Below are 23509 nucleotides of genomic sequence, written 5' to 3' on the forward strand. Positions count from 1 at the left end.
GCAGTACACCGAAACGCAGCTGCAATTTTTTATAAGGGAGTCTACAAAAATGGCATCATATTTGAAACAACATTGGTTCTCGAATGTCCGAGCTGATGTGCTCGCGGGCATTGTCGTAGCCCTCGCGCTAATTCCTGAAGCCATTGCTTTTTCGATTATCGCAGGCGTTGACCCGATGGTCGGCTTATACGCCTCGTTCATAATCGCTGTCGTCATATCATTTACTGGCGGACGACCAGGAATGATTTCAGCAGCAACAGGATCCATGGCTTTACTCATGACACCGCTAATTCGTGATTACGGATTGGATTACTTACTAGCTGCGACGATTCTAACAGGGATTATCCAAGTAGTCTTCGGTATTTTCAAAGTCGCGAAACTCATGAAATTCATACCGAATGCAGTCATGATTGGCTTTGTAAATGCCTTAGCAATTCTAATTTTCATGGCTCAGATTCCTCATTTTTTAGGCATTTCTACAATGACGTATGTTTTTGTTGCTGTGACATTGCTCATTGTTTACATCTTGCCACGGTTTTTTACAGCGATTCCAGCACCGCTTATCGCAATTGTCGCCCTCAGTATCGTCGCAATTTACTCAGGAGCCAATCTGAACACTGTCGGAGACCTTGGTGCGATTACAAAATCGTTACCAAACTTCCTAATTCCAAACGTTCCGTTCACGTTAGAAACATTGCTGATCGTCTGGCCGTATTCCGTTGCTTTGGCCATTGTCGGATTGCTTGAAACCTTGCTTACTGCAACGATTGTAGATGATATGACGGCAACCGATAGTGAAAAGAATAAGGAGTCCCGTGGACAAGGGATTGCCAACGTCATCGCTGGATTCTTTGGCGGTATGGCTGGTTGTGCTATGATCGGCCAATCCGTCATTAACGTAAAATCGGGTGGTAGGACACGGTTGTCCACATTTGTTGCAGGCGCATTTCTTATGTTCCTCATTATCGTGCTTGGTGACTTCGTCGTTCAGATTCCAATGCCTGTGCTTGTTGGAATCATGATCATGGTTTCTGTCGGCACGTTCGACTGGGGATCGTTCACGTATCTCCGAAAAGCTCCTAAAGCGGATGCGCTAGTCATGCTCACAACAGTCATCATCGTTGTTGCAACGAACGATTTATCCAAAGGAGTTATTGCTGGAGTCGTGTTAAGTGCCGTTCTATTCGTGGCTAAAATCTCCAAAATCCACGTAGATCGTATTGTTGAAAATGATACTGTACGTTATGCCGTAAGAGGTCAGCTATTCTTTGCATCAGTAGAGAAATTTAATGATTCATTTCTTATGGATGAAACCGAAGGGCAGATCATTCTCGACTTCACGGATTCACAAGTTTGGGATGATTCGGCAGCAGTTGCCGTCACCAAAGTGACAGAAGCTTATCGAAGTCGTGGATTGACAGTCACGATTATCGGGTTAGGGGAATCCAGCAGGCATTTGCTCAATGAGCTTATGAACTGACTTTATTGATAAACGAGGTGGTACGATGTATCAAAAAATCTTACTCGCTGCTGATGGATCTGAAAACTCGATTCGTGCAGCTAGAGAAGCAGCTCGAATCGCGAATTGTTCAGACGACTGTAAGATTACCATCACGTTCGTCGCTGATTTTGATAAGGCCAAAGAATCGGTACTTCACGCGCAAGGTAAAGATTCACTGGAACTATCCCGAAAAAGACAATTGAAGTCTGCTGAGCTTGTCTTACAAGAGTATAGTGTACCGTATGACGTACATGTACTGCACGGAGAACCTTCTCATGAATTGATTGACTTCGCACATGCCGGCGTATTTGACCTCGTTGTTATTGGAAGTCGAGGACTGAACTCGTTCCAAGAAATGATACTTGGTAGTGTCAGCCACAAAGTGATGAAGCGCGTCTCTTGCCCGGTTCTACTCGTAAAATAACAAAACCGTCAAACCCAAGCAAAAGGGTTTGACGGTTTTACTTATTGTTCGATAACAGAGTCACTCCATGTGCTGAAGTGCTTTAGCAACCTTTACAGTACGTTTAGCTTGATAGTCAACAGCTGCTTGAATGGCTTGACGGTCCGTTTTCATTTCGCCGTTTTCATCCACAGCGACACTTGTTCCATATGGATTCCCACCTGCTGCAAACAAAACAGGATCTGTATAACCAGGTGCCGCAACAATCGCTCCCCAATGATACATCGTTGTATAGAGTGACAAAATCGTAGCTTCTTGCCCACCATGTTCGTTTTGAGCGGATGACATGGCACTAACTGCTTTGTTCGCAAGTTTTCCTTGTGCCCATGAGCCGCCAACTGTATCGATGAAGCTCTGTACTTGTCCAGGTATATTACCGAAACGTGTAGGGACACTGAAGATAATTGCATCTGCCCATTCCAAGTCTTGTGGCGTCACTTCCGGAATGTCTTGAGTTGCATCATAATGCTTTTTCCACGCTGCATTCGATTCAATAGCAGCTGCTGGTGCCGTTTCTTTCACTTTCAGTAATTTAACTTCCGATCCTGCATCTTCAGCAGCCGCTGCTGCCCATTCTGCTAGTTGATGGTTCGTACCTGTTGAACTGTAATAAACGATTGCTGTCTTTGTCATGGTTGTCCCTCTTCTCTTTTATCTTGAATTCGGGGTAAATATATAACTAACCTTCATTGCTGGCAAAGCGATTGCTCATTTCTAGCATTTATTTATACCTTAGTGCACGTTGATAAAACGCCAGTACTGGTAGGCCGTTACACCAGACAAGTGTGCAAGCCCTTCACTGCGACTTTGATGCACCGGAATCCATTCCCTTCCTTTACCAGAGCGTAGGTAGATTTCATGATCAGGTGATTGGTCATGAAATCCAGAGAGATCGAAGGTGCCATCCTTTCGAAAAATGGCTTGAACTTCATAGTTAATGGCTGGAGCAGTTGTAAGAGGATTTCCCACGGCATGTTCTAGATGGAAGCCCGTTTCCCCTTTACTAAGGTCCTGTCGTTTCATAATGATTCCCTCATCAGATGCTGTTTTTCGTTCTCGTATTTTTTTATCTAATCCATATGCCACACTCTCTCCGATCTTTTTTGTAAACGTCAAAGCGTCATCTGGATTCTTATAACTAAGTTCAATGTCAACATAGGAACGATAGGCATCCGATTCAAGGTCGAATGTCCGATTATCTCCTAGAAAATATCGATTAGGAGAAATCACATTCGGATTTTCAATCATATTGTCTTCTATGAAAGTTTTATAACGGAATTCCCATACATCCACAACTGATGGTTTTTGGTAATCAAAAACAGGCACTAGAAGCGCTGAAGGAACGTCAATAGATTTCATCATTGTAAAGCCTTCTACAGATGCTTTTTTCTCAGTCGTTTTTGAATAGAGTAACCCGATTGCTTTAGCGATGAATGATCTGGCATTATTAAATGTTTCCTCTGATTGAGCAATAGACCGCTCACAATGAATTGCATATGTTAGCGTTTCATCCCTTGAGAAGTCTCTGTCGATATATCGGTTTGACTCCACTTGTGCCAACTCTTTCCCATTCCGATAGATCGTATACATCTCTGTATCTTTTAAGTGCTCCCATGAGAGCGCTATTTGTGTTTCTGCAACGATAGTAGTGAATACTAAGGTTTGAAGTGGATTCCCTATATTTTTCTCCATAGACAGAGCAGAAGTTTGCATAACGATAACATCTTTTACTTCTTCATCTACATGGCGCTCTATTGTGTATTTGTAAAGCTTATTTGGATCCAGATCCGTGTCCTGAAAATCTGGTGATGTGCCTTCATAGATATGGTCGCCGTCTTTATATACGTGATACGTCCCTCCTGCATCATCCCACTCAAAAGCAATTCGACCAACTTCGTGGGTGACAGATTTGATCTCAAACCTTTGTGACATGCATATGGCCTCCTTTTCACGTAATATTAGTATTTTGCCCTTATTGTCAATTTTTAAAACTATAGTATAGTGAGATAAAAAACTGCCAGCCCGCGGAGATGTGCTCCGCGGACTGGCAGTTTTTTAGGATTATGAGCGTTTCCCCACTGGTTATGATTAATTTCCCTAATCACAAGGACATATCACTCATTCATGCTCGCACAAATGAGTTACTATCGTTCCAGCTTCGGTGACACGCATTTCATAGACATCTGGATGCTTTATAGCTTGCCACTCTTCGAAGCCAATTCGTTCATTGAAACAACGCATAATCAGTATGAGTAACAAGCTATGCGTAACAAGGACTGTGTGACTGTTGTCAGGAAGTTCATAAATGAGATCACACGCTCTTTGCATAGCATCATTTGATGTTTCTCCATCTTCATAGGATCGATTCAAATCTAAAAACGTATCTTCCACTTTCAACAACCAGTCGTCAAAAACTTGGGAGTTTAGCTGCCGCTCCGCCAGCCTACTATCTTCTTCTGCATGAATTCCAAGTTTATCTGCAATTTCAATTGCCGTTTGCCGCGCACGCATTAACGGACTTGAAATGATATGTTCAATGGGGTAGCGTTCCAAGAACTGTGCTAGTTGATATGCATGTAAAATCCCTTCGGCTGTTAATGAATCCTGGGCTGCAAACCCTTCCGATTCCCCGTGATTAACAAGATAAATGACTTTTTCCATGGAATAGCCTCCTTATCCTACAATCCGTTCCGTAGGTTATTTCATTGATATATTGATTTAAAAAGGACCGCTTCTTTTAGCAAGATGCGGCCCCTTCCTTTAATTATTTCGAACTACAGGCATTGTACAACAACGGAACGAACCACCAGATTTAATGATTTCTGAGAAATCCACTTCAATGACGGTAAATCCATTTTGACGCATCGCTTCATTCACTTGAGAATTTTGTGGTAAGCTGAACAACCGATTCTTACCAATTGATAGCACATTTGTGCCCATCGAAAATTGTTCCTCTTTGTTCACTTCAATAAGCGTGTACAACGACTCTAATTTTTCACGCGTTTCGTTATCAAATGCTTCTGGGAAATATAAACCGATTTCTGGTGACAGTACATTGAATACACAGTCGAGATGCAGATACTTTTCATTGAAAGGAACGCGGATGACTTCGTGATTGGACAAACTCTGCTCAAGATGACGAACCGATTCTTCGCTTGTCCGGCTGCTAATTCCAACAAAAACGCGATTACGGTCGACAATAACGTCACCGCCTTCTACACGACTTTCTGAAACGCAAAACGGGATATCCTCTTGGATTAACCAGTTTTCAAGCTCCGCTTCCTCACCATTACGAATCTCACTCGCCATCTCTCCAACGAATAGCTGATCTCCTAGTGTAAATCCAATATCTCGTGTAAATACTTGTTCAGGATAGCGTTCTGAAGAAGGCAATTTGATTACTTCGACTTGGTGTTCCTTAAGTTTCTTTTCAAATTCCTCATGTTGTTGCATCGCTTTTGTACGATCGATGTTTTCATCTTTATATCTTTTTTGTACATCATTTATAATATCTTTAATCGCCATATACTTTGGCTCACACAAGACCACACGACGTAATGTGTCATATTCTGTTGCACATTTCACTGCTGGCATTGCTGAATCATTCCGGTCTTTTTGGTTGTCCTTTGCTTCAGTATTAGGGGAGTTCATAATGTTCATCCTCCAGTTGAATTTGTTAGGTATCTTCTATAATATATTCCCACAACATTCATTTTTCAAACGAAGCCTTTTGGCAACATCCATTGAATAGATGGAATGGCAAATCATAATTACTACGATGATTGAGTACTAAAAGTACTTAGTTTTACTCGTTCCCTGTCGATTTCCCGGGAAATAGTTCGACATTTTCCGCCTCTTTTATATACGCATTCATTACGTAATCCGGAACCATTCCACCTCCTGTAGACCAGACCAAATGTCGTGCATTAGGGGATTTCGCATTGTGAACATGGGAAGAAATCGTATGGATAGGACCCATCATCCCAGCGAGCGCAGATGGCTCTGCGTAAATCGATTCCGTGTCCGCAAGAAGTTTCAACAGGCCAAATAACGTGCGATCTTTGACCGTATAACACCCTTCTAGCATCGGCTTCATCACTTTTCCAACAAAACCTGATGGGCGACCTACAGCAAGTCCGTCAGCTGCAGTTTTGTTATCTAGACCAATTTCCCGCACGCTAATTTTATCGTGCAGATCTGTAATCAGGCCTAACATCATGCAAGGTGCACTCACAGGTTCTGCAAAATAACAGTGCACTGCATCACCAAACTGTAATTTAAGACCGTAGGCTACACCACCTGGCCCGCCTCCTACTCCACATGGCAAATAGACAAACAGGGGATGTTCTTCGTTTATAAGAATATCCTGTTCGATAAACTGCGCTGCAATCCGTTCCCCTGCTACTGCATATCCAAGGAATAGGTCTTTAGAGTTTTCATCGTCTACAAAATGACACGAAGGGTCTTGATCTGCTTCTCGTCGTCCCTCTTCAACAGCTTTACTGTAATCATCTTCATACTCGATGACAGTAACCCCCTTACTGCGGAGCAAGTCTTTCTTCCACACCTTTGCATCGGCAGACATATGAACTGTTACTGCAAATCCTAGAGCGGCACTCAATATCCCAATACTCAAACCTAGATTTCCTGTTGATCCTACGGCAATTTTGTGTACAGCAAAGAGACTTTTAAAGGGAGTCTCTGTAAACTGACGATAATCCCGTTTGTCATCTATTAACTGATTCTTTTGCGCCAATGTTTCTGCATGCTTCAGCACTTCATGGAATCCACCACGAGCTTTAATGGATCCAGATACAGGCAATGCATTATCTTGCTTTAGGAGCAACTTACCCGGGAATTCGATACCCGTTCTATTGACGAGTTCTTGTTGCATACGAGAAATTTCGGTTAGTGGGGATTCGATAAGACCTTTACTTGCCTTAGTTTCCGGAAACACTACTTCAAAAAAGGGGGCGAATCGTATGAGTCGGTCGGATGCATCCTTCACACACTCAGCCGTGAGTGAAGATTCAGCTAGACCTATTTCCGCACTTTTCAAATGAGGATTTATCCAGAGCACTTCTTCCTCTTTTACCATTTTCCCTACAATCGGATGTTCTACCACCCACTTCTTTTCGTGACTCATTCCAATCCCCCTCCATTCTACATACTTTTACTTAGTCTCTATTGGACCAACCTTTTTCTTTAAACAGTTTCACAGCTTCAATTCGGTTACCTGCAGACATCTTATCGAGGATGATTGAGATATAGTTACGAATTGTTCCTGGCGTTAAGTGTAAGGTGTTTGCAATTTGTTTAGTCGTTTTGCCTTCGGCGATCAATTCAAGTACTTCTGCCTCACGCTCAGTTAATGGATTTTCCGTTTCCCGAGCATCCCCATATGCCATGTCTACAAGTTCTGGTGCGTAGATGCGCCTGCCTGCTATAATCGTACGGATTGAACTAACTAGATCTTCTATCGGACTGTCTTTCAATAAGTAGCCTCGGACTCCTGCCTTTAAAGCTCTTTCAAAATAACCTGAACGTGCGAATGTCGTTAGAATTACGATTTTAGAAGACTCTGCACGTAGCATTTCAGCAGCCTCCAGACCTGTTAATACAGGCATTTCAATGTCCATGATGCAGATATCAGGTTGCAATTCTCGCACTAGATTTACAGCTTCATCTCCATTTTTCGCTGAACCGACTACTTCCATATCCTCTTCCAAGCCCAGTAAAGAACCGAGCGCCCCTAGTAACATTCCTTGGTCTTCAGCTAACACAATGCGTATCAAGTTCCACTCACTCCTTTACGAGATGTTTTAAAATAGACGGTATTTCAAATGTCAATGCAGTTCCGCCACCCACGACTTGTTCAATCTGAAGTTTTCCGTTAACAAAGTCGAGTCGCTCGCGCATGCCGTTTAAACCATTTCCTGGGAGGGCATCCGCCCCTTCCATTAATCCGATTCCGTCGTCTGCTACTGTAATAGCATATTTCTCTTCCACTGGATGAAATGTAATCGTGCATGTAGAAGCAAAACTATGTTTGACGATATTTGTAACTGACTCTTTCAAGCACATGCTTAATACATTTTCTACAATTGGAGTAATTCCGGAATAGGTGGCCTTTCCATTAATGACAAGTTCAATTTCTGCAGCACGCAATACTTGCTGTACTCTCGTCAATTCTTCTGTAAGTCTAACTGCACGCATATTGGAGACTAGTTCCCGGACTTCGTTAAGTGCGACACTAGCGGTCTGTCGAATGTCTTGAAGCTCTCTTGCAGCGCGTTCAGGATCTCTCGTAATTAGCTTTCCTACTAAATCACTTTTAAGCCCGATGAGCGATAGCTTTTGACCAAGCGTGTCATGGAGATCACGGGCAATCCTCTGCCGTTCCGCTACTACTGTAAGTTCGGAAATTCGTTCTTGTGCATACACTAACTGACCTTCCAATTTCTCTTGTTTGTTCCGATTATACAAATTGAATGGAAGAAGGACTACTCCTATTAAAGTAAGAATCAAGAAGTGAACTTGCGGTAAAAACAAATCAATTTCAATAAAGAACCCGGTTACAATCGCTCCGATAGTGAGTGCAATATGAATGCCATACATTATGAAAAAACCAACAGGTCTTCGAATGTTTCCAATGAAAAATGCTGTAAATAAAGCAAGGTACACATAACCAAATAATAAGGTTAGGCCGATACTAATGACCATTTCAAACGCAAGCCACATATAAACGAGTCCGCTTTGGGATTTGAAAGAATAGCGATAGCAAAGCAAATACAAGAACACCATCACAATACCAATTGCAATATTAATCGGTTCTGACGTTCGGAAGATAAAGAAGAAGGGCAGAACGCAGAAAATCACCCATACGTACGCACTCAGCCACGGATATCGAGGAAACAAATTATACCAACTGCTCATCCACATTCCTCCCATTCCATTCCATTTCTCTATAGTGTACCGGTTCAAAAGTAAAAAAGCCATCTCTCATTGAGATGGCCGTTAATCATAATTATTCTGAGTCAAATGACGTCTTTTTCGGTTTCAAATCAATGGAAACATTTTTTAATTTAGCTGCCTTTTGAATTCCACGGAATGTAACAAACGCTTTGTTCTCTGGATCATACAACTTGTATCGCAGTGATTCCAAACTCTTTTTCATCTCGATTGTCGTCGCCTGATGTAGTGCTGGCGTCAACTCATGAGCCATTTCCAAGTTATAATTTGGAACTCTTGGTGCCAAGTGATGGACATGGTGGAAACCAATATTACCGGTTGCCCACTGAAGAACTTTTGGTAATTTGTAATAAGAACTACCTTCAACAGCTGCTTTTACATAATCCCACTCTGTTTCTTCTTCAAAATACGAATCTTCAAATGTGTGTTGGATGTAGAACAACCAGATGCCAAGTGCACCCGCTGTAAACATCATCGTTCCTTGGATCAGAACAAATGCCTGCCAACCAACAAGTAAAATCATACCTGTATAAAGAACAACAAGACATGCATTTATGAGATACGTGTTCATACGCTCTTTTTTACGTGCATCTTTTCTATTGAATCTGCTAGTAATCAGAACAAGATACAATGGACCAAATCCAAACATTACTAATGGATTACGATAAACACGGTATGCAAAACGTTCCCATTTAGACGCTTCTTGATATTCTTGAATTGTCATGACCCAGATATCACCTACGCCGCGCTTGTCGAGATTGGAGCTCGTTGCATGGTGGATCGCGTGTTCACGTTTCCATTTTTCATAGGCGAACAATGTGAGAACTCCAGTAATCGTTCCTACTATGTCATTTGCTTTTTTGTTTTTAAAGAAAGAGCCATGTGTGCAATCATGGAAAATGATGAATGTCCGAACGACGAATCCTGATGCTACCACACAAATCGCTATCGTTAGCCATATGGATACAGACAACGCTTGATACGCTGCGAACCATAGAATGAGTAGCGGTGGTACGGTATTAACAAGTTGAATTATGCTTTTCTTTAAATCTGATTTTGCAAATGGAGCAACATTTTTGTGTAGCTGTTTTGTTTTTTCTTTACTCATGACAGCCTCCTGATAAGCGGTCCGATTACTCGGCCGTTACTTAGTACGTTTATCGTACAAGAAAACGGTTCGCTCTAATAGGCATGAATGTCATGACATTGCATATGATAAATGTCATATTGTGTGAATTAATTCACAATGATAGACGCGTTATTTAAGCATCCCACCGTCAACTTCCAAAACTGTTCCATTAATAAATGATGCTTGGTCAGACGCTAAAAACAAATAAGCATTTGCAATGTCTTCAGGTCTACCGAAACGTGGAAAAGGTGTAAGTTGACGAATTTGGGCTATAACTTTCTCTGGAATAGATTCAATCATCTCTGTCTCGATGAATCCAGGAGCGACTGCGTTTACTGTAATTCCCTTTGGTCCGAACTCTTTTGCCCAAGTTTTCGTCATCCCAATGATTGCTGCTTTAGAAGCTGCATAATTCGCTTGCCCAACATTCCCACCCGTTCCTGCGATGGATGATGTACTAATAATACGGCCAGCACCCGCTTCAACCATTCCAGGCAAGAACGCTTTTGTACAATTGAATACACCAGTGACGTTCACATCTAGTACACGTTTGAAAGTACTTACGTCCATCTTCAATGTCATAGCATCCATCGTAATCCCTGCGTTGTTCACGAGTATATCCACTGTGCCGAACTGTTCTGCAATGGCTTGAGCTGCTGAGTCCACGTCTTGTTCGTCTGATACATCTGCCTTAAAAAAAGCAGCATCATTGCCTTCAGCATGAAGTTGCTGAGCAAGTGCTTCCCCTGCTTTTTCATCGAAATCGATGATGGCCACTTGAGCACCTTGCTCACAAAAGGCCCTTGCAGCCGTTGCTCCTATTCCTTTTGCTCCACCCGTGATTACAACTGTTTTTCCAGATATACGCAAACACAACGCCCTCTTCCTTTTGACTATCTAATTACTCACATCGTACCATAGATACACAAAACAGGCACCGCTATTTGCGAGTGCCTGTTCGATTTATGCATTTGGTTCTGTTGCTTTCTTCAGAGCAGATTGTTGGATATCATAGTGAGATGCATGCCAGACGCACTCTTCATTTTTCAACAGTAGCGCTTGTGGAGATTCATGTTTTACCCTTGTATCCTCTGCGATTTTTTGTGATACTTCCTTACTCGTCTGGACAATAACACAGTATTTAGGAAGATCCGTCTGGAACGTTTGGAATTCTTTATATCCTGCTGCACTAATCGGACACGTCGTGCTGTGCTTCATAACTAGCACTGGGGTGTTCTTCGATTGCTCAACCGCTTGTTGCCAATCTTTCAACGTGTTAAGTTCTTGCACCGGTAACCCCTCCTTCTTTATATATTCCTATGGTTCCCTGATAGACTCCTATTAAACGATGTCAACCTTTCAAGGACAAGTAAAAATCGTTTGATTTCATCGTCAGTCATCTCATTCATGGTAGCTACTTGTAACCAATTTCGCTCTTTCAAATACGTACTTTCATAATGCGTCCGATATCCATTCAAAAACAAGTCGTCTCCTAACTGAAGTGCAGACTCACCCTCTTTTAAGACAAGGGTTAGGATGCCAGGGCTTGCATGGACATCTTGAGCAAGAATTTGATATCCGATCTTTTCAATTGCTTCTCTTATTCTAACAAAGCGTTGTTGAATAGCACCATAATGGTTCTCTTGCTGACTGATAATATGACTAACTGCTTTCACAAGTGCTCGAAGAAGATTAGAAGATTGTGTGTACGGTACTCCATCCGCTTTAGTATACATACCAAGATCTAAATAGCGCGGCAAGGTCTGATCTGGTTGAATATCGTGTTTATGAAACACGAGCGCCAATCCAGAAAAACTACCTAAACCTTTGCCACTACTAGAGGCAGCATAGTCGACATTCGCTAAGTTAACCGGAACTGTTCCTAGTGAACTTATACAATCTACTGCGATTTTCACCGTTCGCTCACTGCACAAATCGCGTATTGTTTCCAGCTCATTCAAGATTCCCGTAGAGGTTTCACAGTGAACAAACCATATCCATTCATAGGGTAAGGAATCTATTTGCGCCTCCACTTCCTCAATTCGAAACGGTTCTCCCCATTCCTTTTCTAGCTTATCAAAACTCATACCTACTCGTGACGCATGATCACATAGACGACTGCCAAATTCACCATTGATTAGAATCAGCCCTCGACCTGATAAGCGGGAGAGTTGGGCAGCTATCATATCATTTGCAAGTGTCCCTGTCCCTTGTGCAATTTGTACATAACGTGCATTCGTCAACTCTTTGAGCTGTTCTTGACCTAAACGTAATAGCCGCTGATGGGCTTCGGACCTGTGAGAGATTGTTTCTGCACAAAACTCCTTGTGAACGTCATCTGAAATTCTGACAGGCCCGGGCAATAAGTTCACCATTGGTTTTGCGATTCGTCCAGCAATCCCGTTATCATACGTATTCTGAGTTAGCACCATAGGGACAAAACTAGCATCCTCTGTTCCAGTCACTTCTGCAAAAGGTACAAATCCAAGCTGTCCATAAAGTTTCAGTTCTCGGACTGTTCCTGAGATGACAGCCGCATCATACCCTGCTTTTAAACACCAATTCACGAGCGCCTGGAGCATGCCAAGAAATGGTCGTCCTGTCCGATAACGCACATCTATCGAAAGTAACCTGATCTCTACAGGATTGCGTGGTGGAATTGTGAGTTTTGACTCTACAGGGCCTATTTTTTTGTCCAAAGAGAAAGGCCGTGTAGCACGAACCGCAAGCATCCCTATAATTTGCGTATCTTTCATGCAGAGTACATACATATTTTCGTGATGGAATTGGTCTACCAATCGGTTTTCCGGGTTCGGTACATGTTGCGGAATTTCCTTAACGAACGTTTCATAATTGAGCTCATGAATAGATTCTTCGTCCTCTATCGTCCTGGCCATTCGATAATAATACGTCATATCGCTTGATTCCTTTCTTTAGTGAAATGAAAAGCAGCGCGATGAGTCCACAACAACAGACCAACTATTACTATCGCTACAAGAACTGTAATGTCGTTATGCAGCCAACCCATGCACGGAATAATTGAGACAGTTGCGAGCACACTAACTGCTGTAAATCTTTTTACAATTAAGTACAGAACAGCAAAGCATAGAACAATCGGAATAATTAGTAGTGGGTTAAAGGCGAGTAAGCCTCCAATAAACGTGGCCGCTCCTTTGCCTCCTTTAAAACGGTGAACAAACGGATAACAATGTCCAAGCATGACGGCGAGTAATGCGAGTAATTGGATAACAGGTGAACCATTAATCCAAATAACGACAAGTACTGCCAGTGCCCCTTTGAATGCATCAATTACTAATACGAGCGCGAATGCTTTTTTCCCGAACACTCGTCCAACATTTCTTGCTCCTGGATTCCCGCTTCCTTCATCTCGAATCGACGTGCCTGTCTGGTTACCCATATGTAAAGCAGGTAGAAAGTTACCTATTATATAAGATATCACCAGTATAAGAAAAGTCATTTTACTACTCCATTTCTAGAAGTTCAGTGATATTGCTTGCATTTCTGTATGTGCTTCGTGAAAATTAAAGAAAATGTACTCACTAGAGAAAGGTTTGAAGTCAATGCGTGAATTATCGGGTCGATTACTAACTGCCCTCATTTCCTGTCTAATTCTTGCCGCGGTTTTTGGCTATGTTGCTTCTTCTATAAGTAGCGGAAGTATCGTTCGGTTCGATTCAGCTATTATAGATGTAGTTCAAGGAAGAGAGGCTCCCGGGTTAACTGAAGTAATGAAAGTGTTCACAACAATCGGTTCAACGACAACTGTACTGATATTCTCACTAATTACGTTAGGTCTGTTACTTTACTTTCGACAAAAAGCACTAACAATCCTGTTTGTAATTGTGATTGGAGGTACAGGGATCCTAAACCTAGTGCTGAAGTTATTCTTCCAACGCGCGCGCCCGGATTTACACCGCCTTGTCGAAATTAGCGGATACTCATTTCCGAGCGGACATACGATGATGGCTACCAGTCTATATGTAATTCTAGCTTTCATTCTGTGGAGGAATATCCGGAATGCTGGACGTATCTTGATAGTCTTTGTAGCCTTATTCATGATTGGTATGATATGTATAAGCCGGATCTATCTCGGTGTGCATTACCCAAGTGATGTCGTGGGAGGTATAACAGCGAGCAGCTTTTGGTTACTAATTTCGATAAGTGTCTATACCCTGTACATGGAGAGGCGCTCCGAATCTACTGTATCCAACCACTAAAGATGTGCATGTAAAGAAGGAGGCTATACTCGTGAATCCATTTACAGAAAAAGTGGTTCTAGCAATTCAATCGATTCCGCCTGGTTACGTAATGACATACGGACAAGTAGCAGCCGCAGCAGGAAATCGTCGTGGGGCACGTCAAGTCGTGCGTGTACTACATTCAATGAGTGTCACCCATAACCTTCCTTGGCACCGGATCATTAATGCAAAAGGCGGGATATCAACTCCAGTGGATGCCGAAGAAAAGGGAAATCGTCAACGACAGTTACTGGAATCTGAAGGCGTTCAGTTATCTCCAAACGGAACTATTGATTTAGCAATTTACAGATGGCTTGGATTTGAAGGTGACGAGGAATAAGAGAATGTAAGAATTTATTTCAATAAAGGAGGGTTTATCTATTATGTGGAAAGACTTTAAAGAGTTTGCGTTCAAAGGAAATATCTTTGACTTAGCCATTGCGGTCGTGATCGGTGCCGCATTCGGAAAGATTGTGTCATCGCTTGTTGAAAATATCATTACACCTTTAATCGGATTAATTTCGGGAGGAATTGATTTTTCAAGTTTAGCTTATGAGTTTCCTGGTACAAAAACCATTATTACATATGGCGTCTTCATTCAATCCATCATCGACTTCCTCATTGTCGCGTTTTCAATCTTTATGGTTATACGATTACTCGCTAAGTTCAAAAAGAAAGAAGTCGAACAGCCTGCTGAAACACCATCAATCGATGCAAAAGAAGAACTGTTGAAAGAGATTCGCGATTTGCTACAAACTCAGCAATCACCAACAAGTGAATCGGAAACTTTGGACAAGGACTTTCCGCCAACTGATTTCACGAAGTAATTAGAAACTACTTTCTTGAACTCCTCTGGGAGAAATGATATTGCCGGAAACCAACCAGCATGGTACAGTAATGGCATGACATGGTAAAGGAGGAGCTTCTTCATGTGGTTCATTTATATTATGTTTGCATTGTTCGCGTTTGTTCTAGTTGGCAGTGCTGCAGGAGTAGCGCTATCATACAAAAATCATAAATAAGTTGTCTAACCACTTCTCTGTTGAAGTGGTTTTTTTGAATATAAAACAGCGACCGCTATTGTATGCGGTCGCTGTCTTTAGTGTGTCATTTCAATTCGTTGTTTACGGTGTAGACGTCGTGCGGGAGCCGTTTCAAACAACCGTTTTTCGCCTACACTTTCCGGAACTACGCTTGGCACTGGTGTAGGACGGTTGTCTGGTCCGATTGCCACCATCGTTAAAAATGATTCTGTTGTGAGTTTACGTTCGTTAGTTAATAAGTTTGATGAATGTACCATAACAAAAACTTCCATTGACGTCCGACCCGTTGAACTGATATTTGCTTCTAGTTCTAAAACATCTCCAACCACCGCTGAAGACAAGAAGTCTACTGAGTCGATCGACGCTGTTACGACTGGCATTTGCGCATGTTTCATGGCAGTAATTGCAGCAATTTCATCTATATAGGCGAGCACTTTCCCACCAAATATTGTTTCCATATGATTGGCGTCTGGAGGTAGTACTAATTTCGTCTGAATCGTTCTAGAATAGCTCATTTTTCGTGACTCAATCATTTCTATCTTCCTTTCCAACTGTTGCTCCTGATTTTACCGTTTTTAGTATACACCTATCCCACGCACATTACAGAGCTCCGCCCTCTTCATTATATCTTCTAACGGCGTAGAGTCTTTTATCGTAAGCGGTTGCTTTTAAAACACATAATTCTATAGCACCTTTTTTTGTAGAGGTTGCGTGAATCATCTGCCCTAGACCGTAGTAAAACCCAACATGGTCTACTGCTCCTGATTGTTCATCCGCAAAAAACAAGAGATCTCCTTTACGCCAAACACTTCGATCATCTAAAGGGATTTCTATCCCCGTCAACGCCTGATCGCTTGCATCTCTTGGGATGAATAACCCGCATGCTTTAAACATGTTATATGTTAATCCCGAGCAATCATACCCATAAGAGGACATTCCACCCCAAAAATATGGTAGTTCAAGAAACTCTACTGCCCGTTCTGCTGCAGCTGCTGCGGGGTGTTTTTCGAAATGATGTACAGACGAAGCTTCACATACATCTTGTTGTCGAACCAGCCTTTTGCCGTCTGGAGTCGCTACTGTAACCCATGTTGTATCCAACTCAATCACCGGTAAGACTGTATTGAACGGGATAACGAATGGTGCGGGAATATCTTCTGAGTACCAGAGCTGGCACTTTTGAACATCGACACGGACAACACCCTTAGGGTTTTCCAATGGTTGTGATTCTTTTAGTTGCGCAAGCGGAACCCATCCAGGATAGCCTCGCTTGTCTTTCCTAGAACGTTGCCAAACCGCAATAACTTGCGCCCATCCATTTTGAATTGACTCTACAATCACAGGTTCTCCGTACAAGAGTTGACTTTGGATTCTCTTCTCCTGACATAAGGCAAACCGTTGTTCTAATGTCATCGTGGCAATCCATCGGTTCATGCTGACTGGATTTTCGATACCTGATTTGTCCAGTTCTCGTGGAGATTCAGGAGATGTCCAAATTGTTGCAACCGGTACTGCACATGAATACATTACCTCTATCTGCTCCATCGTTTATCGATCCCCTTTCCGCTTTGTACAACTCCTTATTCAACACCAGGTAAAATTGTCAAGGTCTTCTGATCTGCATCTAAACGTGCTTTCGCACCAAGTGGAATTGCGAAGTTCGGTTCACAGTGGCCCATTTTAAAGCCACTGAGCACGGGTTTCCCAAGATTCGCAGTATAGTGATGGAAAACCTCGTCCAGCGTTAATGAAGGTTCTTTTTGCGGCTCCGATTTTGCAAAGTCCCCAATGATTATACCTGCTGCGTCCGAAAACTTACCTGCTAATCGTAACTGATTCAGCAAGTTATCAACGCGATAGGGTTCTTCTCCCACATCCTCAATGAGGAGTAGTTTCCCTTTTGTATTTACTTCATACTTCGTTCCAATACCACTAGCAAGTAAGGACAAATTCCCACCGATTATTTCTCCAGAGGCAACACCAGGCGACAGTGCTTCAAGCGGACTGATTGCTTCTGAGTAATGCAATTCCATTGGTTCGAAAAGCTGCTGGAACATCTTTGCGGATAGTTCGTGGAACGTCTCTTTTCCTACACACGATGCAAGCATCGGTCCATGGAAAGTCACAAGATCTGTGTAGGTAGCAATTGCGGTATGCAGATAGGTAATATCGCTGAATCCCCAAAATACTTTTGGATTTTCTTGAATGAGTTGATAATCCAGTCGGTCTGCATAGCGCGCAGATCCAAATCCACCGCCAGCACAAATGATACCTGCTATTTCTGAATCAGCGAACATTTCTTCAAGATCTACCAGGCGTGCATCATCTGTACCTGCAAGATATCCATTGACGTCTTTCACATGCTTGCCTAGTTTCCATTTTAGTCCCAGACTTTCTAAAAACTTAAATGATTGAGTTAAACTTTCTTGGTTAGGTGGGCTCGCTGGAGCAACGATACCAATCGTGTCCCCTCGCTTCAATCGCTTCGGTATTAGTTTCAACTGATTTCCTCCTCACAATTATCTCTCTTTCATTTAGTCTATCACACAAATCGTAGTCGGAAGTGCAGGAGCAAATTCCGCCGTAAACAAAGACAAAAAACCCAGCTAATCGACATGCTAGGTTTCGCACTATGTACATAGATTCAAGAAAGGACTGACGTTGTTGTTGAAGCGATCGTTGCAATCGATGCTGCCATAATTGCTTGCTGGATTAGGATATCAATATCAGCAGGAAAGTTGTTGACCGTACCGTCTTCCATTACTTGTTGTAAAAAGTATCCAGATGCAAATGAAAACGCTAGCGTTTTGTGCCACTTGAACAATTCACCTTTTGCAATGAAGTTCGAGAGATTAATCAACTGTTCTACTTGTTCATCTGTACAATTTAGAATTGTTATAAATCCTATTACCGGATAGTGCATTGGTTTTAAATTCACGCGCTTACGAATATGCGACATTAACCGCTCTGCCCGCTCAACCCGTTTTCCATCATACGTACAGCAATCCATCGTTAACACTTGAGAAAGCCACTGCAATTCAGAACCAGACTTGAACCCGACTTTGTTTAATGCATCGTAATAACGACGCATGAGTGCCGCTTGTTCGACTGGGTCATTGTTAGCCTTTCCGAGCAACATTGCATAGGAGTAATCTTCATCGGATGTAAGTAGGAAGTGCTGTTTTTTCATTGAATCATACAACCGTTTCGCTTGTTTAGCTTCCGCTTTGAAGGTAGCGGGATTGGATGTCATTACCGTAGCTGCTAAATACGAGTGTACTGTGTTCTTAAATCCAGCTTTACGAATCGTTTGCTGTTTAGTGAACAGCAGTTGAACAGAATCTTCAACAGCAATCATCGAATTTTCCAAGAATGAAGCAAGCATTGGTAAAAAGTCTCCCCGGACAGGAGATAACCAGCCTGCACGACTTTTCAATGCATCCATCGTTCTTAAAAAGCTTTCAGAGTTAAAGTCTTTTTGAGAAAGTACATAGTACACGGCGATGGTTAGCACCGTTTTTTCGTCTACTGACCACCCCGCCAATGATGTCACTTTTTTATGGGTCCATTCCATTTCTAGTTTAACTGTCTCCCAATCCATCCCGCACACCTCCCTTCATAAGTTGTACGTTTCCTATAGGGAAAAGTTTCAAATTTATGCACAATTAACTAGTTAGACAACTATCATACTAGAACTTTCACTAATACGTCATTGATTGATGGGCACGCGGCCTGCTCTAATAAGGCTTTGAATCAAACTTCGATTCTCTTCATGAAATGCAGTGACGATTGCACTCCCCACAATAACCCCATCAGCAATTCCCCCGAAATCACGGACTTGTTCTGGCGTTGAAATTCCGAAACCTGCAAGTACCGGAACGTCCGACACATTCTTCAAATGAGCCATGTGTTCTGCCAAGTCAGAACCGAAACCACTTCTTACACCTGTAATTCCATTCACAGTCACCGCATAGATGAATCCTTCCGCTGCCTGTGCAATTTTTTCAATACGCTCCTTAGAACTTGTTAAAGAAATGAGTGGTACAAGTGCAATATCCTTTCCTACGAGTTCACTTGAAACTAAAACACGCTCTTCGTACGGCAAATCCGGGACGATCAATCCGCGAACGCCAGCTAGGACACACGCCTCAACAAATTCCTGAATGCCATAGGCTAAAATAGGATTTAAATACGTCATCACTACTAAAGGAATCGCGTGTGTCTGTGTCTGTGTTTGTAATTCACACATAACCTTTCGTAAAGTGACACCCTTTGATAGCGCCCGACTTCCTGCTTCTTGAATTACTTCACCATCAGCCACAGGATCAGAAAAAGGAATACCAATTTCGATTGCATCTGCTCCTGCTTCTTGCAGGAATGAAATCCGCTCATGCAACGCATTCAACCCTCCATCGCCTGCCATCATGTAAGGCACGAACGCAGATTCACCCTCTGCATTGCGCTTACGAATGGCTACTGTCAAAGAAAATTCACTCATCGCTCCCCACCTCCTAACGCTTCACGTACCGTCTGCATATCTTTATCTCCTCTACCTGACAGACAAACGACGAGTAGCTCTTCAGGTTGCATCTCTTTTGCAAGACCAAACGCAAAGTGAATGGCATGTGCACTCTCAAGCGCAGGAATGATACCTTCCTTTTGAGCGAGCAATTGAACCCCTTCAAGCGCTTCTGCGTCTGTTGCTGACACATAGTGTACCCGACCAATATCATGGAGATGACAATGTTCAGGACCAACAGCAGGATAATCGAGCCCCGCGGAAATCGAATGTGCCTCTTGTATGAACCCGTCGTCATCTTGCAATACGTACATATAAGCTCCGTGCAATACGCCCTCTTTTGCATCCGCAATTGCAGCTGCGTGTTGCCCTGTTGATATGCCTCCACCAGCTGCTTCAACACCATACAATGCGACGTCTTCATTTTCTACAAACGGATGAAACATGCCGATTGCATTACTTCCTCCACCGATACAGGCAACGATTGCATCAGGAAGGCGCCCTTCTTTTTGTACAATTTGGCGCTTCGTTTCTTGACCAATTACTTGTTGAAAGTCTCGGACGATTTTAGGAAACGGATGAGGCCCTAGTGCAGATCCTAAGATGTAATGCGTATCCTCAACGTTGGCAACCCAGTAGCGTAGCGCTTCATTGACTGCATCCTTCAACGTTCCAGCACCTTTGTCTACTGACACAACACGCGTACCAAGCAACTCCATGCGGAAGACATTCAGTTCTTGACGTCGGATATCTTCTTTCCCCATGAAAACGACACAGTCTAACTCAAGCAATGCACACGCAGTAGCCGTTGCAACTCCGTGCTGACCTGCTCCTGTCTCTGCGACAATTTTACGTTTACCCATTCGTTTTGCAAGAAGTGCTTGCCCGAGCGCGTTGTTAATCTTGTGCGCGCCTGTGTGATTCAAATCTTCTCGCTTCAAGTAAATTTTCGCACCGCCTGCAGCTTTCGTAAGACGCTCTGCGAAATAGAGAGGGGTTTCTCTCCCTACAAAGTCTTTTAAATACCCATTAAGTTCTTCTATAAAGATGGAATCCTGCAGTGCAGCATCATGTGCTACTTCCAGTTCCGTTAGTGCCCCCATCAATGTCTCCGGAACATACTGTCCTCCGAATCTTCCATACCTTCCTTTACCCTCTGTTGTCTGAATCATGCTCATCTCTCCTCACTTTTTCAACTTCACCGTGTTGATGAATTCCCGGATCAGTTGCTCGTCTTTTCTCTTCTCAATCTCCACACCACTTGAAACATCCACCATCTCTGGATTCACTTGCACTATGGCTTCCGTCACATTTTGAGCATTTAAGCCACCTGCTAATATGAAAGGTCGCTCTTGGACTTTCTTCTCCTTCAAGTTTCTCCAATCAAACGTTTGCCCACTACCTCCTTTAAACTCAATTCCTGGAGCGTCAAACAATGGAGTGACGTTATAAGCAGCCGCTCTATGGACATCTTCTGAGCTCTTAATTGAAAAAGCTTTAAAAGCGGGCAGACCGACTTGTTCGATGAAACCAGGCGTTTCATTGCCATGGTATTGAACTATGTCTAAAGGGACTGCTTTGTAGATGGCTCGGATTTCATCGGCCGCGGCATTGACAAACACGCCTACTTTTAAGACAGTATCCGGGATTTGCATGGCGAGTTTAGTAGCTTGTTCGACTGACACTCTCCTGCTTGAAGGTGCAAATACAAAACCGAGCGCATCTGCACCTGCTTCTACCGCAACTTGCACATGCCTTTCTTCGGTTAGTCCACATATCTTTACCTTTGTCATACGCCATTCACCTTGAGTTTCACTTGAAGCGATTCAACCGCCTCACCAGGTGTGTTGCTCCTCATAAGAGTCTCACCAACTAACACAGCGCTAGCACCTGCTTTAGCTACACGTTGTGCATCCTCAGTACTCCCAATCCCGCTCTCACTGATGAGGACTCGACCCGATTCGAATGGAAATAGCTCTGCCAACTCTTCAGTTCTAGCAAGATCTACATCAAATGTTTTTAAGTCTCGGTTATTCACACCTATTAGTTGTGCACCTGCTTCAAGTGCACGGTTCAGCTCAATAGCATCATGAACTTCAACGAGTACCTCTAATCCGAGCGCAGTGGCATACACGTGTAATGCTCTTAACTCTGCATCCGGCAACGCAGCTACTATGAGTAAAATAACAGATGCACCTGCTGAATGAGCGGTGTCGATTTGGATGGGATGGATGATGAAATCTTTGCAAAGTACTGGAATGTTTACTGCCTGTGCTACTTCTTTCAAATCCTCAAACGAGCCTTGAAAAAATTGGCTGTCCGTTAATACAGAAACACATGCAGCCCCAGCTTTTTCATAGGTTCGTGCTTGTTGTGCTGGGTTCACGACTGCTTGGATGATTCCTTTCGATGGGGATGCTCTCTTTATTTCTGCAATTACTTGAAGTTCATCGGTATAAGAAATGAGATCGATTAACGATGGACGTCGTTGTTTTTCAAGTACTGCCTGAATCGTTGGACCTGCTAACAATCGGTATACCTCTTTTTCTTTCTCCTTCAAGATGTTATCCAAAATTGTCATGACGTCACCGCCTTATTCGAAGGCTGTGCACAAAACGCAGCTGCCTCTTCCAATTTCCTTTTCGCCCTCCCTGAAAGAATGCTATCTTCAGCAAGACGAACTCCCTCTTGAAACGTCTTAACCATTCCATCTGTAAAGAGTCCAATACTCGCGTTGAGTACAACGGTATCGAATCGCGGCCCACGTACTCCTTCAAATATCGACCGAATAATTGAGGCATTCATCGTTGCATCTCCTCCCTTAATCTCTGAAAGAGATGCAGATGTGAGCCCAACATCCTCTGCCGTTAATGTAAACGGTATGAGATCCCCACAATCTGCAAGCACGAGTGTGTTTCGTCCCGCAAGCGTGGCTTCATCCAGTCCACCCGCTCCAGAAACGACGACAGCTCGCTTACGCCCGAGCATTGAGAGTACCGACGCGTACTCCATTACAAACTCTTTTCGATTAATCCCAGTGTATTGTGCGTGTAGTGGCACAGGATTGGTCAGTGGACCTACTAAATTGAAAATGGTTGGGCTACCAATCTGTCTTCGAATCCCGCCAATTCGTTTCATCTTCGGGTGAACGTTCGGAGCGAACAAGAACGCAATGCCTGTTTGATTCATCATCAGTTCTGTTTCTTCAAGTGATAAATCGTTTCTCACACCTAGTTCTTCAAGTACATCATGACTGCCTGCTGCGCTTGAAATCTTCCGATTGCCGTGTTTGGCAACGGGGACGCCAGACGCTGCCAAAACGAAGGCAGCTGCTGTACTAATATTGAAACTGTTTGAACCATCTCCTCCGGTCCCGCAGTTATCCATGTAAGGTCTGTCTGGAAATTGAGGACGAATTGCGTGTGATGCCATAACGGATGCAAGGGCAGCTACTTCGTCTGCAGTTTCTCCTTTACTCGCAAGCGTCGCTAGAAACGCTGCAATTTCCAATGCGTCTGTGCGTTCGTTGAACAAAAGCTCTGCAGCAACTTGCATCTCCCGGAACGTTAAGTTGCGATTTGCTTGGAAAGCTTCTATATAACTCTTCATATCTCATCTCTCCT

The 23509-nt window shown here is 43.0% G+C and carries 26 protein-coding genes; 5 read left to right on the plus strand and 21 right to left on the minus strand.

Going from position 1 to position 23509, the window contains the following annotated elements:
• Nucleotides 1–49: 49 nt before the first annotated feature.
• Complete coding sequence (locus ACRPI0_RS14550; RefSeq protein ID WP_432353457.1) at nucleotides 50–1480, plus strand: SulP family inorganic anion transporter; 1431 nt, start codon at nucleotides 50–52, stop codon at nucleotides 1478–1480.
• Between the two features lie 25 nt (nucleotides 1481–1505).
• On the plus strand, nucleotides 1506–1925 hold the full coding sequence (locus tag ACRPI0_RS14555) for a universal stress protein (protein ID WP_432353458.1): 420 nt from the start codon (nucleotides 1506–1508) through the stop codon (nucleotides 1923–1925).
• Between the two features lie 60 nt (nucleotides 1926–1985).
• On the opposite strand, the gene wrbA is transcribed toward ACRPI0_RS14555, so the two are convergent.
• The 12 genes from wrbA to ACRPI0_RS14615 all read right to left on the minus strand — a co-directional run bounded on the left by wrbA (nucleotide 1986) and on the right by ACRPI0_RS14615 (nucleotide 13483).
• Nucleotides 1986–2597, minus strand: coding sequence for an NAD(P)H:quinone oxidoreductase (gene wrbA / locus ACRPI0_RS14560; RefSeq protein WP_432353459.1), 612 nt, complete (start codon nucleotides 2595–2597; stop codon nucleotides 1986–1988).
• A gap of 99 nt (nucleotides 2598–2696) precedes the next feature.
• A complete protein-coding gene (locus ACRPI0_RS14565) occupies nucleotides 2697–3896 on the minus strand; it encodes a DUF3238 domain-containing protein (RefSeq protein WP_432353460.1) in 1200 nt (399 codons plus the stop codon).
• 186 nt (nucleotides 3897–4082) lie between these two features.
• A complete protein-coding gene (locus ACRPI0_RS14570; protein ID WP_432353462.1) occupies nucleotides 4083–4625 on the minus strand; it encodes a histidine phosphatase family protein in 543 nt (180 codons plus the stop codon).
• Between the two features lie 99 nt (nucleotides 4626–4724).
• Nucleotides 4725–5558: a dimethylarginine dimethylaminohydrolase family protein gene (locus ACRPI0_RS14575; RefSeq protein WP_432355977.1), complete on the minus strand. Its 834-nt coding sequence runs from the start codon at nucleotides 5556–5558 to the stop codon at nucleotides 4725–4727.
• A gap of 211 nt (nucleotides 5559–5769) precedes the next feature.
• Complete coding sequence (locus ACRPI0_RS14580) at nucleotides 5770–7110, minus strand: D-serine ammonia-lyase (RefSeq protein ID WP_432353463.1); 1341 nt, start codon at nucleotides 7108–7110, stop codon at nucleotides 5770–5772.
• A gap of 31 nt (nucleotides 7111–7141) precedes the next feature.
• Complete coding sequence (locus ACRPI0_RS14585; protein ID WP_432353464.1) at nucleotides 7142–7759, minus strand: response regulator; 618 nt, start codon at nucleotides 7757–7759, stop codon at nucleotides 7142–7144.
• Nucleotides 7760–7766: 7 nt separating this feature from the next.
• Nucleotides 7767–8900, minus strand: a complete 1134-nt coding sequence (locus tag ACRPI0_RS14590) for a sensor histidine kinase (RefSeq protein ID WP_432353465.1) — start codon at nucleotides 8898–8900, stop codon at nucleotides 7767–7769.
• A gap of 91 nt (nucleotides 8901–8991) precedes the next feature.
• Entirely contained in the window at nucleotides 8992–10044 is a 1053-nt protein-coding gene (locus ACRPI0_RS14595) for a fatty acid desaturase (protein WP_432353466.1), read from the minus strand.
• A 150-nt stretch (nucleotides 10045–10194) separates the two neighbouring features.
• Nucleotides 10195–10935, minus strand: coding sequence for a 3-oxoacyl-ACP reductase FabG (gene fabG, locus ACRPI0_RS14600; protein WP_432353467.1), 741 nt, complete (start codon nucleotides 10933–10935; stop codon nucleotides 10195–10197).
• A gap of 93 nt (nucleotides 10936–11028) precedes the next feature.
• On the minus strand, nucleotides 11029–11355 hold the full coding sequence (ytxJ, locus tag ACRPI0_RS14605; RefSeq protein ID WP_432353469.1) for a bacillithiol system redox-active protein YtxJ: 327 nt from the start codon (nucleotides 11353–11355) through the stop codon (nucleotides 11029–11031).
• 17 nt (nucleotides 11356–11372) lie between these two features.
• Nucleotides 11373–12980, minus strand: coding sequence for an aminotransferase class V-fold PLP-dependent enzyme (locus ACRPI0_RS14610; RefSeq protein ID WP_432353471.1), 1608 nt, complete (start codon nucleotides 12978–12980; stop codon nucleotides 11373–11375).
• The gene (locus ACRPI0_RS14615; RefSeq protein ID WP_432353473.1) at nucleotides 12977–13483 is read right to left on the minus strand and encodes a glycerol-3-phosphate acyltransferase; all 507 of its coding nucleotides are present in this window, start codon (nucleotides 13481–13483) and stop codon (nucleotides 12977–12979) included. The genes ACRPI0_RS14610 and ACRPI0_RS14615 overlap by 4 nt, the downstream gene beginning before the upstream one ends.
• Nucleotides 13484–13646: 163 nt before the next feature.
• Here ACRPI0_RS14615 and ACRPI0_RS14620 point away from each other — a divergent pair, with 163 nt between their 5' ends.
• Genes ACRPI0_RS14620 through mscL form a run of 3 tightly spaced genes read left to right on the plus strand, consistent with a single transcriptional unit; the run spans nucleotide 13647 to nucleotide 15151 of the window.
• Nucleotides 13647–14303 carry a phosphatase PAP2 family protein gene (locus ACRPI0_RS14620; RefSeq protein WP_432353474.1) on the plus strand — a complete coding sequence of 219 codons (657 nt, stop codon included), beginning with the start codon at nucleotides 13647–13649 and terminating at the stop codon, nucleotides 14301–14303.
• A gap of 31 nt (nucleotides 14304–14334) precedes the next feature.
• Complete coding sequence (locus ACRPI0_RS14625; RefSeq protein WP_432353475.1) at nucleotides 14335–14664, plus strand: MGMT family protein; 330 nt, start codon at nucleotides 14335–14337, stop codon at nucleotides 14662–14664.
• A gap of 43 nt (nucleotides 14665–14707) precedes the next feature.
• Nucleotides 14708–15151: a large conductance mechanosensitive channel protein MscL gene (mscL, locus tag ACRPI0_RS14630; protein ID WP_432353476.1), complete on the plus strand. Its 444-nt coding sequence runs from the start codon at nucleotides 14708–14710 to the stop codon at nucleotides 15149–15151.
• A 272-nt stretch (nucleotides 15152–15423) separates the two neighbouring features.
• Here the strand turns inward: mscL and ACRPI0_RS14635 are convergent, their stop codons facing one another.
• The 9 genes from ACRPI0_RS14635 to trpD form a co-directional block, all read right to left on the minus strand.
• Nucleotides 15424–15900, minus strand: coding sequence for an acyl-CoA thioesterase (locus ACRPI0_RS14635; protein WP_432353477.1), 477 nt, complete (start codon nucleotides 15898–15900; stop codon nucleotides 15424–15426).
• 67 nt (nucleotides 15901–15967) lie between these two features.
• Nucleotides 15968–16912 (minus strand): NlpC/P60 family protein, encoded by a 945-nt coding sequence (locus ACRPI0_RS14640; protein WP_432353478.1) that lies wholly within the window; start codon nucleotides 16910–16912, stop codon nucleotides 15968–15970.
• 35 nt (nucleotides 16913–16947) lie between these two features.
• Entirely contained in the window at nucleotides 16948–17868 is a 921-nt protein-coding gene (locus ACRPI0_RS14645; RefSeq protein WP_432353479.1) for a S66 peptidase family protein, read from the minus strand.
• A gap of 143 nt (nucleotides 17869–18011) precedes the next feature.
• Entirely contained in the window at nucleotides 18012–18968 is a 957-nt protein-coding gene (locus ACRPI0_RS14650; RefSeq protein ID WP_432353480.1) for a DUF4003 family protein, read from the minus strand.
• 108 nt (nucleotides 18969–19076) lie between these two features.
• Nucleotides 19077–19865 carry a tryptophan synthase subunit alpha gene (gene trpA / locus ACRPI0_RS14655; protein WP_432353481.1) on the minus strand — a complete coding sequence of 263 codons (789 nt, stop codon included), beginning with the start codon at nucleotides 19863–19865 and terminating at the stop codon, nucleotides 19077–19079.
• Nucleotides 19862–21064: a tryptophan synthase subunit beta gene (trpB, locus tag ACRPI0_RS14660; RefSeq protein WP_432353482.1), complete on the minus strand. Its 1203-nt coding sequence runs from the start codon at nucleotides 21062–21064 to the stop codon at nucleotides 19862–19864. Before trpB ends, trpA begins: the two co-directional genes overlap by 4 nt.
• 6 nt (nucleotides 21065–21070) lie before the next feature.
• Entirely contained in the window at nucleotides 21071–21679 is a 609-nt protein-coding gene (locus tag ACRPI0_RS14665) for a phosphoribosylanthranilate isomerase (RefSeq protein WP_432353483.1), read from the minus strand.
• Nucleotides 21676–22467, minus strand: a complete 792-nt coding sequence (gene trpC / locus ACRPI0_RS14670) for an indole-3-glycerol phosphate synthase TrpC (protein WP_432353484.1) — start codon at nucleotides 22465–22467, stop codon at nucleotides 21676–21678. Before trpC ends, ACRPI0_RS14665 begins: the two co-directional genes overlap by 4 nt.
• Nucleotides 22464–23495, minus strand: a complete 1032-nt coding sequence (gene trpD / locus ACRPI0_RS14675) for an anthranilate phosphoribosyltransferase (RefSeq protein ID WP_432353485.1) — start codon at nucleotides 23493–23495, stop codon at nucleotides 22464–22466. Before trpD ends, trpC begins: the two co-directional genes overlap by 4 nt.
• Nucleotides 23496–23509: the final 14 nt, after the last annotated feature.

Origin of the sequence: Sporosarcina sp. A2, from assembly GCF_050858885.1 — a bacterium.
Lineage (GTDB): Bacteria > Bacillota > Bacilli > Bacillales_A > Planococcaceae > Sporosarcina.

Bases quoted from the DNA above. Each gene is read 5' to 3' on its own strand.
- ACRPI0_RS14635 (WP_432353477.1), bottom strand. From the start codon at position 15,900: ATGATTGAGTCACGAAAAATGAGCTATTCTAGAACGATTCAGACGAAA.
- ACRPI0_RS14610 (WP_432353471.1), bottom strand. From the start codon at position 12,980: ATGACGTATTATTATCGAATGGCCAGGACGATAGAGGACGAAGAATCT.
- trpB (WP_432353482.1), bottom strand. From the start codon at position 21,064: ATGAGCATGATTCAGACAACAGAGGGTAAAGGAAGGTATGGAAGATTC.
- ACRPI0_RS14550 (WP_432353457.1), top strand. From the start codon at position 50: ATGGCATCATATTTGAAACAACATTGGTTCTCGAATGTCCGAGCTGAT.
- ACRPI0_RS14620 (WP_432353474.1), top strand. From the start codon at position 13,647: ATGCGTGAATTATCGGGTCGATTACTAACTGCCCTCATTTCCTGTCTA.
- ACRPI0_RS14595 (WP_432353466.1), bottom strand. From the start codon at position 10,044: ATGAGTAAAGAAAAAACAAAACAGCTACACAAAAATGTTGCTCCATTT.
- mscL (WP_432353476.1), top strand. From the start codon at position 14,708: ATGTGGAAAGACTTTAAAGAGTTTGCGTTCAAAGGAAATATCTTTGAC.
- ACRPI0_RS14575 (WP_432355977.1), bottom strand. From the start codon at position 5,558: ATGCCAGCAGTGAAATGTGCAACAGAATATGACACATTACGTCGTGTG.
- ACRPI0_RS14640 (WP_432353478.1), bottom strand. From the start codon at position 16,912: ATGGAGCAGATAGAGGTAATGTATTCATGTGCAGTACCGGTTGCAACA.
- ACRPI0_RS14665 (WP_432353483.1), bottom strand. From the start codon at position 21,679: ATGACAAAGGTAAAGATATGTGGACTAACCGAAGAAAGGCATGTGCAA.
- ACRPI0_RS14580 (WP_432353463.1), bottom strand. From the start codon at position 7,110: ATGAGTCACGAAAAGAAGTGGGTGGTAGAACATCCGATTGTAGGGAAA.
- ACRPI0_RS14615 (WP_432353473.1), bottom strand. From the start codon at position 13,483: ATGGGTAACCAGACAGGCACGTCGATTCGAGATGAAGGAAGCGGGAAT.
- wrbA (WP_432353459.1), bottom strand. From the start codon at position 2,597: ATGACAAAGACAGCAATCGTTTATTACAGTTCAACAGGTACGAACCAT.
- ACRPI0_RS14650 (WP_432353480.1), bottom strand. From the start codon at position 18,968: ATGGATTGGGAGACAGTTAAACTAGAAATGGAATGGACCCATAAAAAA.
- ACRPI0_RS14570 (WP_432353462.1), bottom strand. From the start codon at position 4,625: ATGGAAAAAGTCATTTATCTTGTTAATCACGGGGAATCGGAAGGGTTT.
- trpC (WP_432353484.1), bottom strand. From the start codon at position 22,467: ATGACAATTTTGGATAACATCTTGAAGGAGAAAGAAAAAGAGGTATAC.
- trpD (WP_432353485.1), bottom strand. From the start codon at position 23,495: ATGAAGAGTTATATAGAAGCTTTCCAAGCAAATCGCAACTTAACGTTC.
- trpA (WP_432353481.1), bottom strand. From the start codon at position 19,865: ATGAGTGAATTTTCTTTGACAGTAGCCATTCGTAAGCGCAATGCAGAG.
- ACRPI0_RS14565 (WP_432353460.1), bottom strand. From the start codon at position 3,896: ATGTCACAAAGGTTTGAGATCAAATCTGTCACCCACGAAGTTGGTCGA.
- ACRPI0_RS14555 (WP_432353458.1), top strand. From the start codon at position 1,506: ATGTATCAAAAAATCTTACTCGCTGCTGATGGATCTGAAAACTCGATT.
- ACRPI0_RS14590 (WP_432353465.1), bottom strand. From the start codon at position 8,900: ATGAGCAGTTGGTATAATTTGTTTCCTCGATATCCGTGGCTGAGTGCG.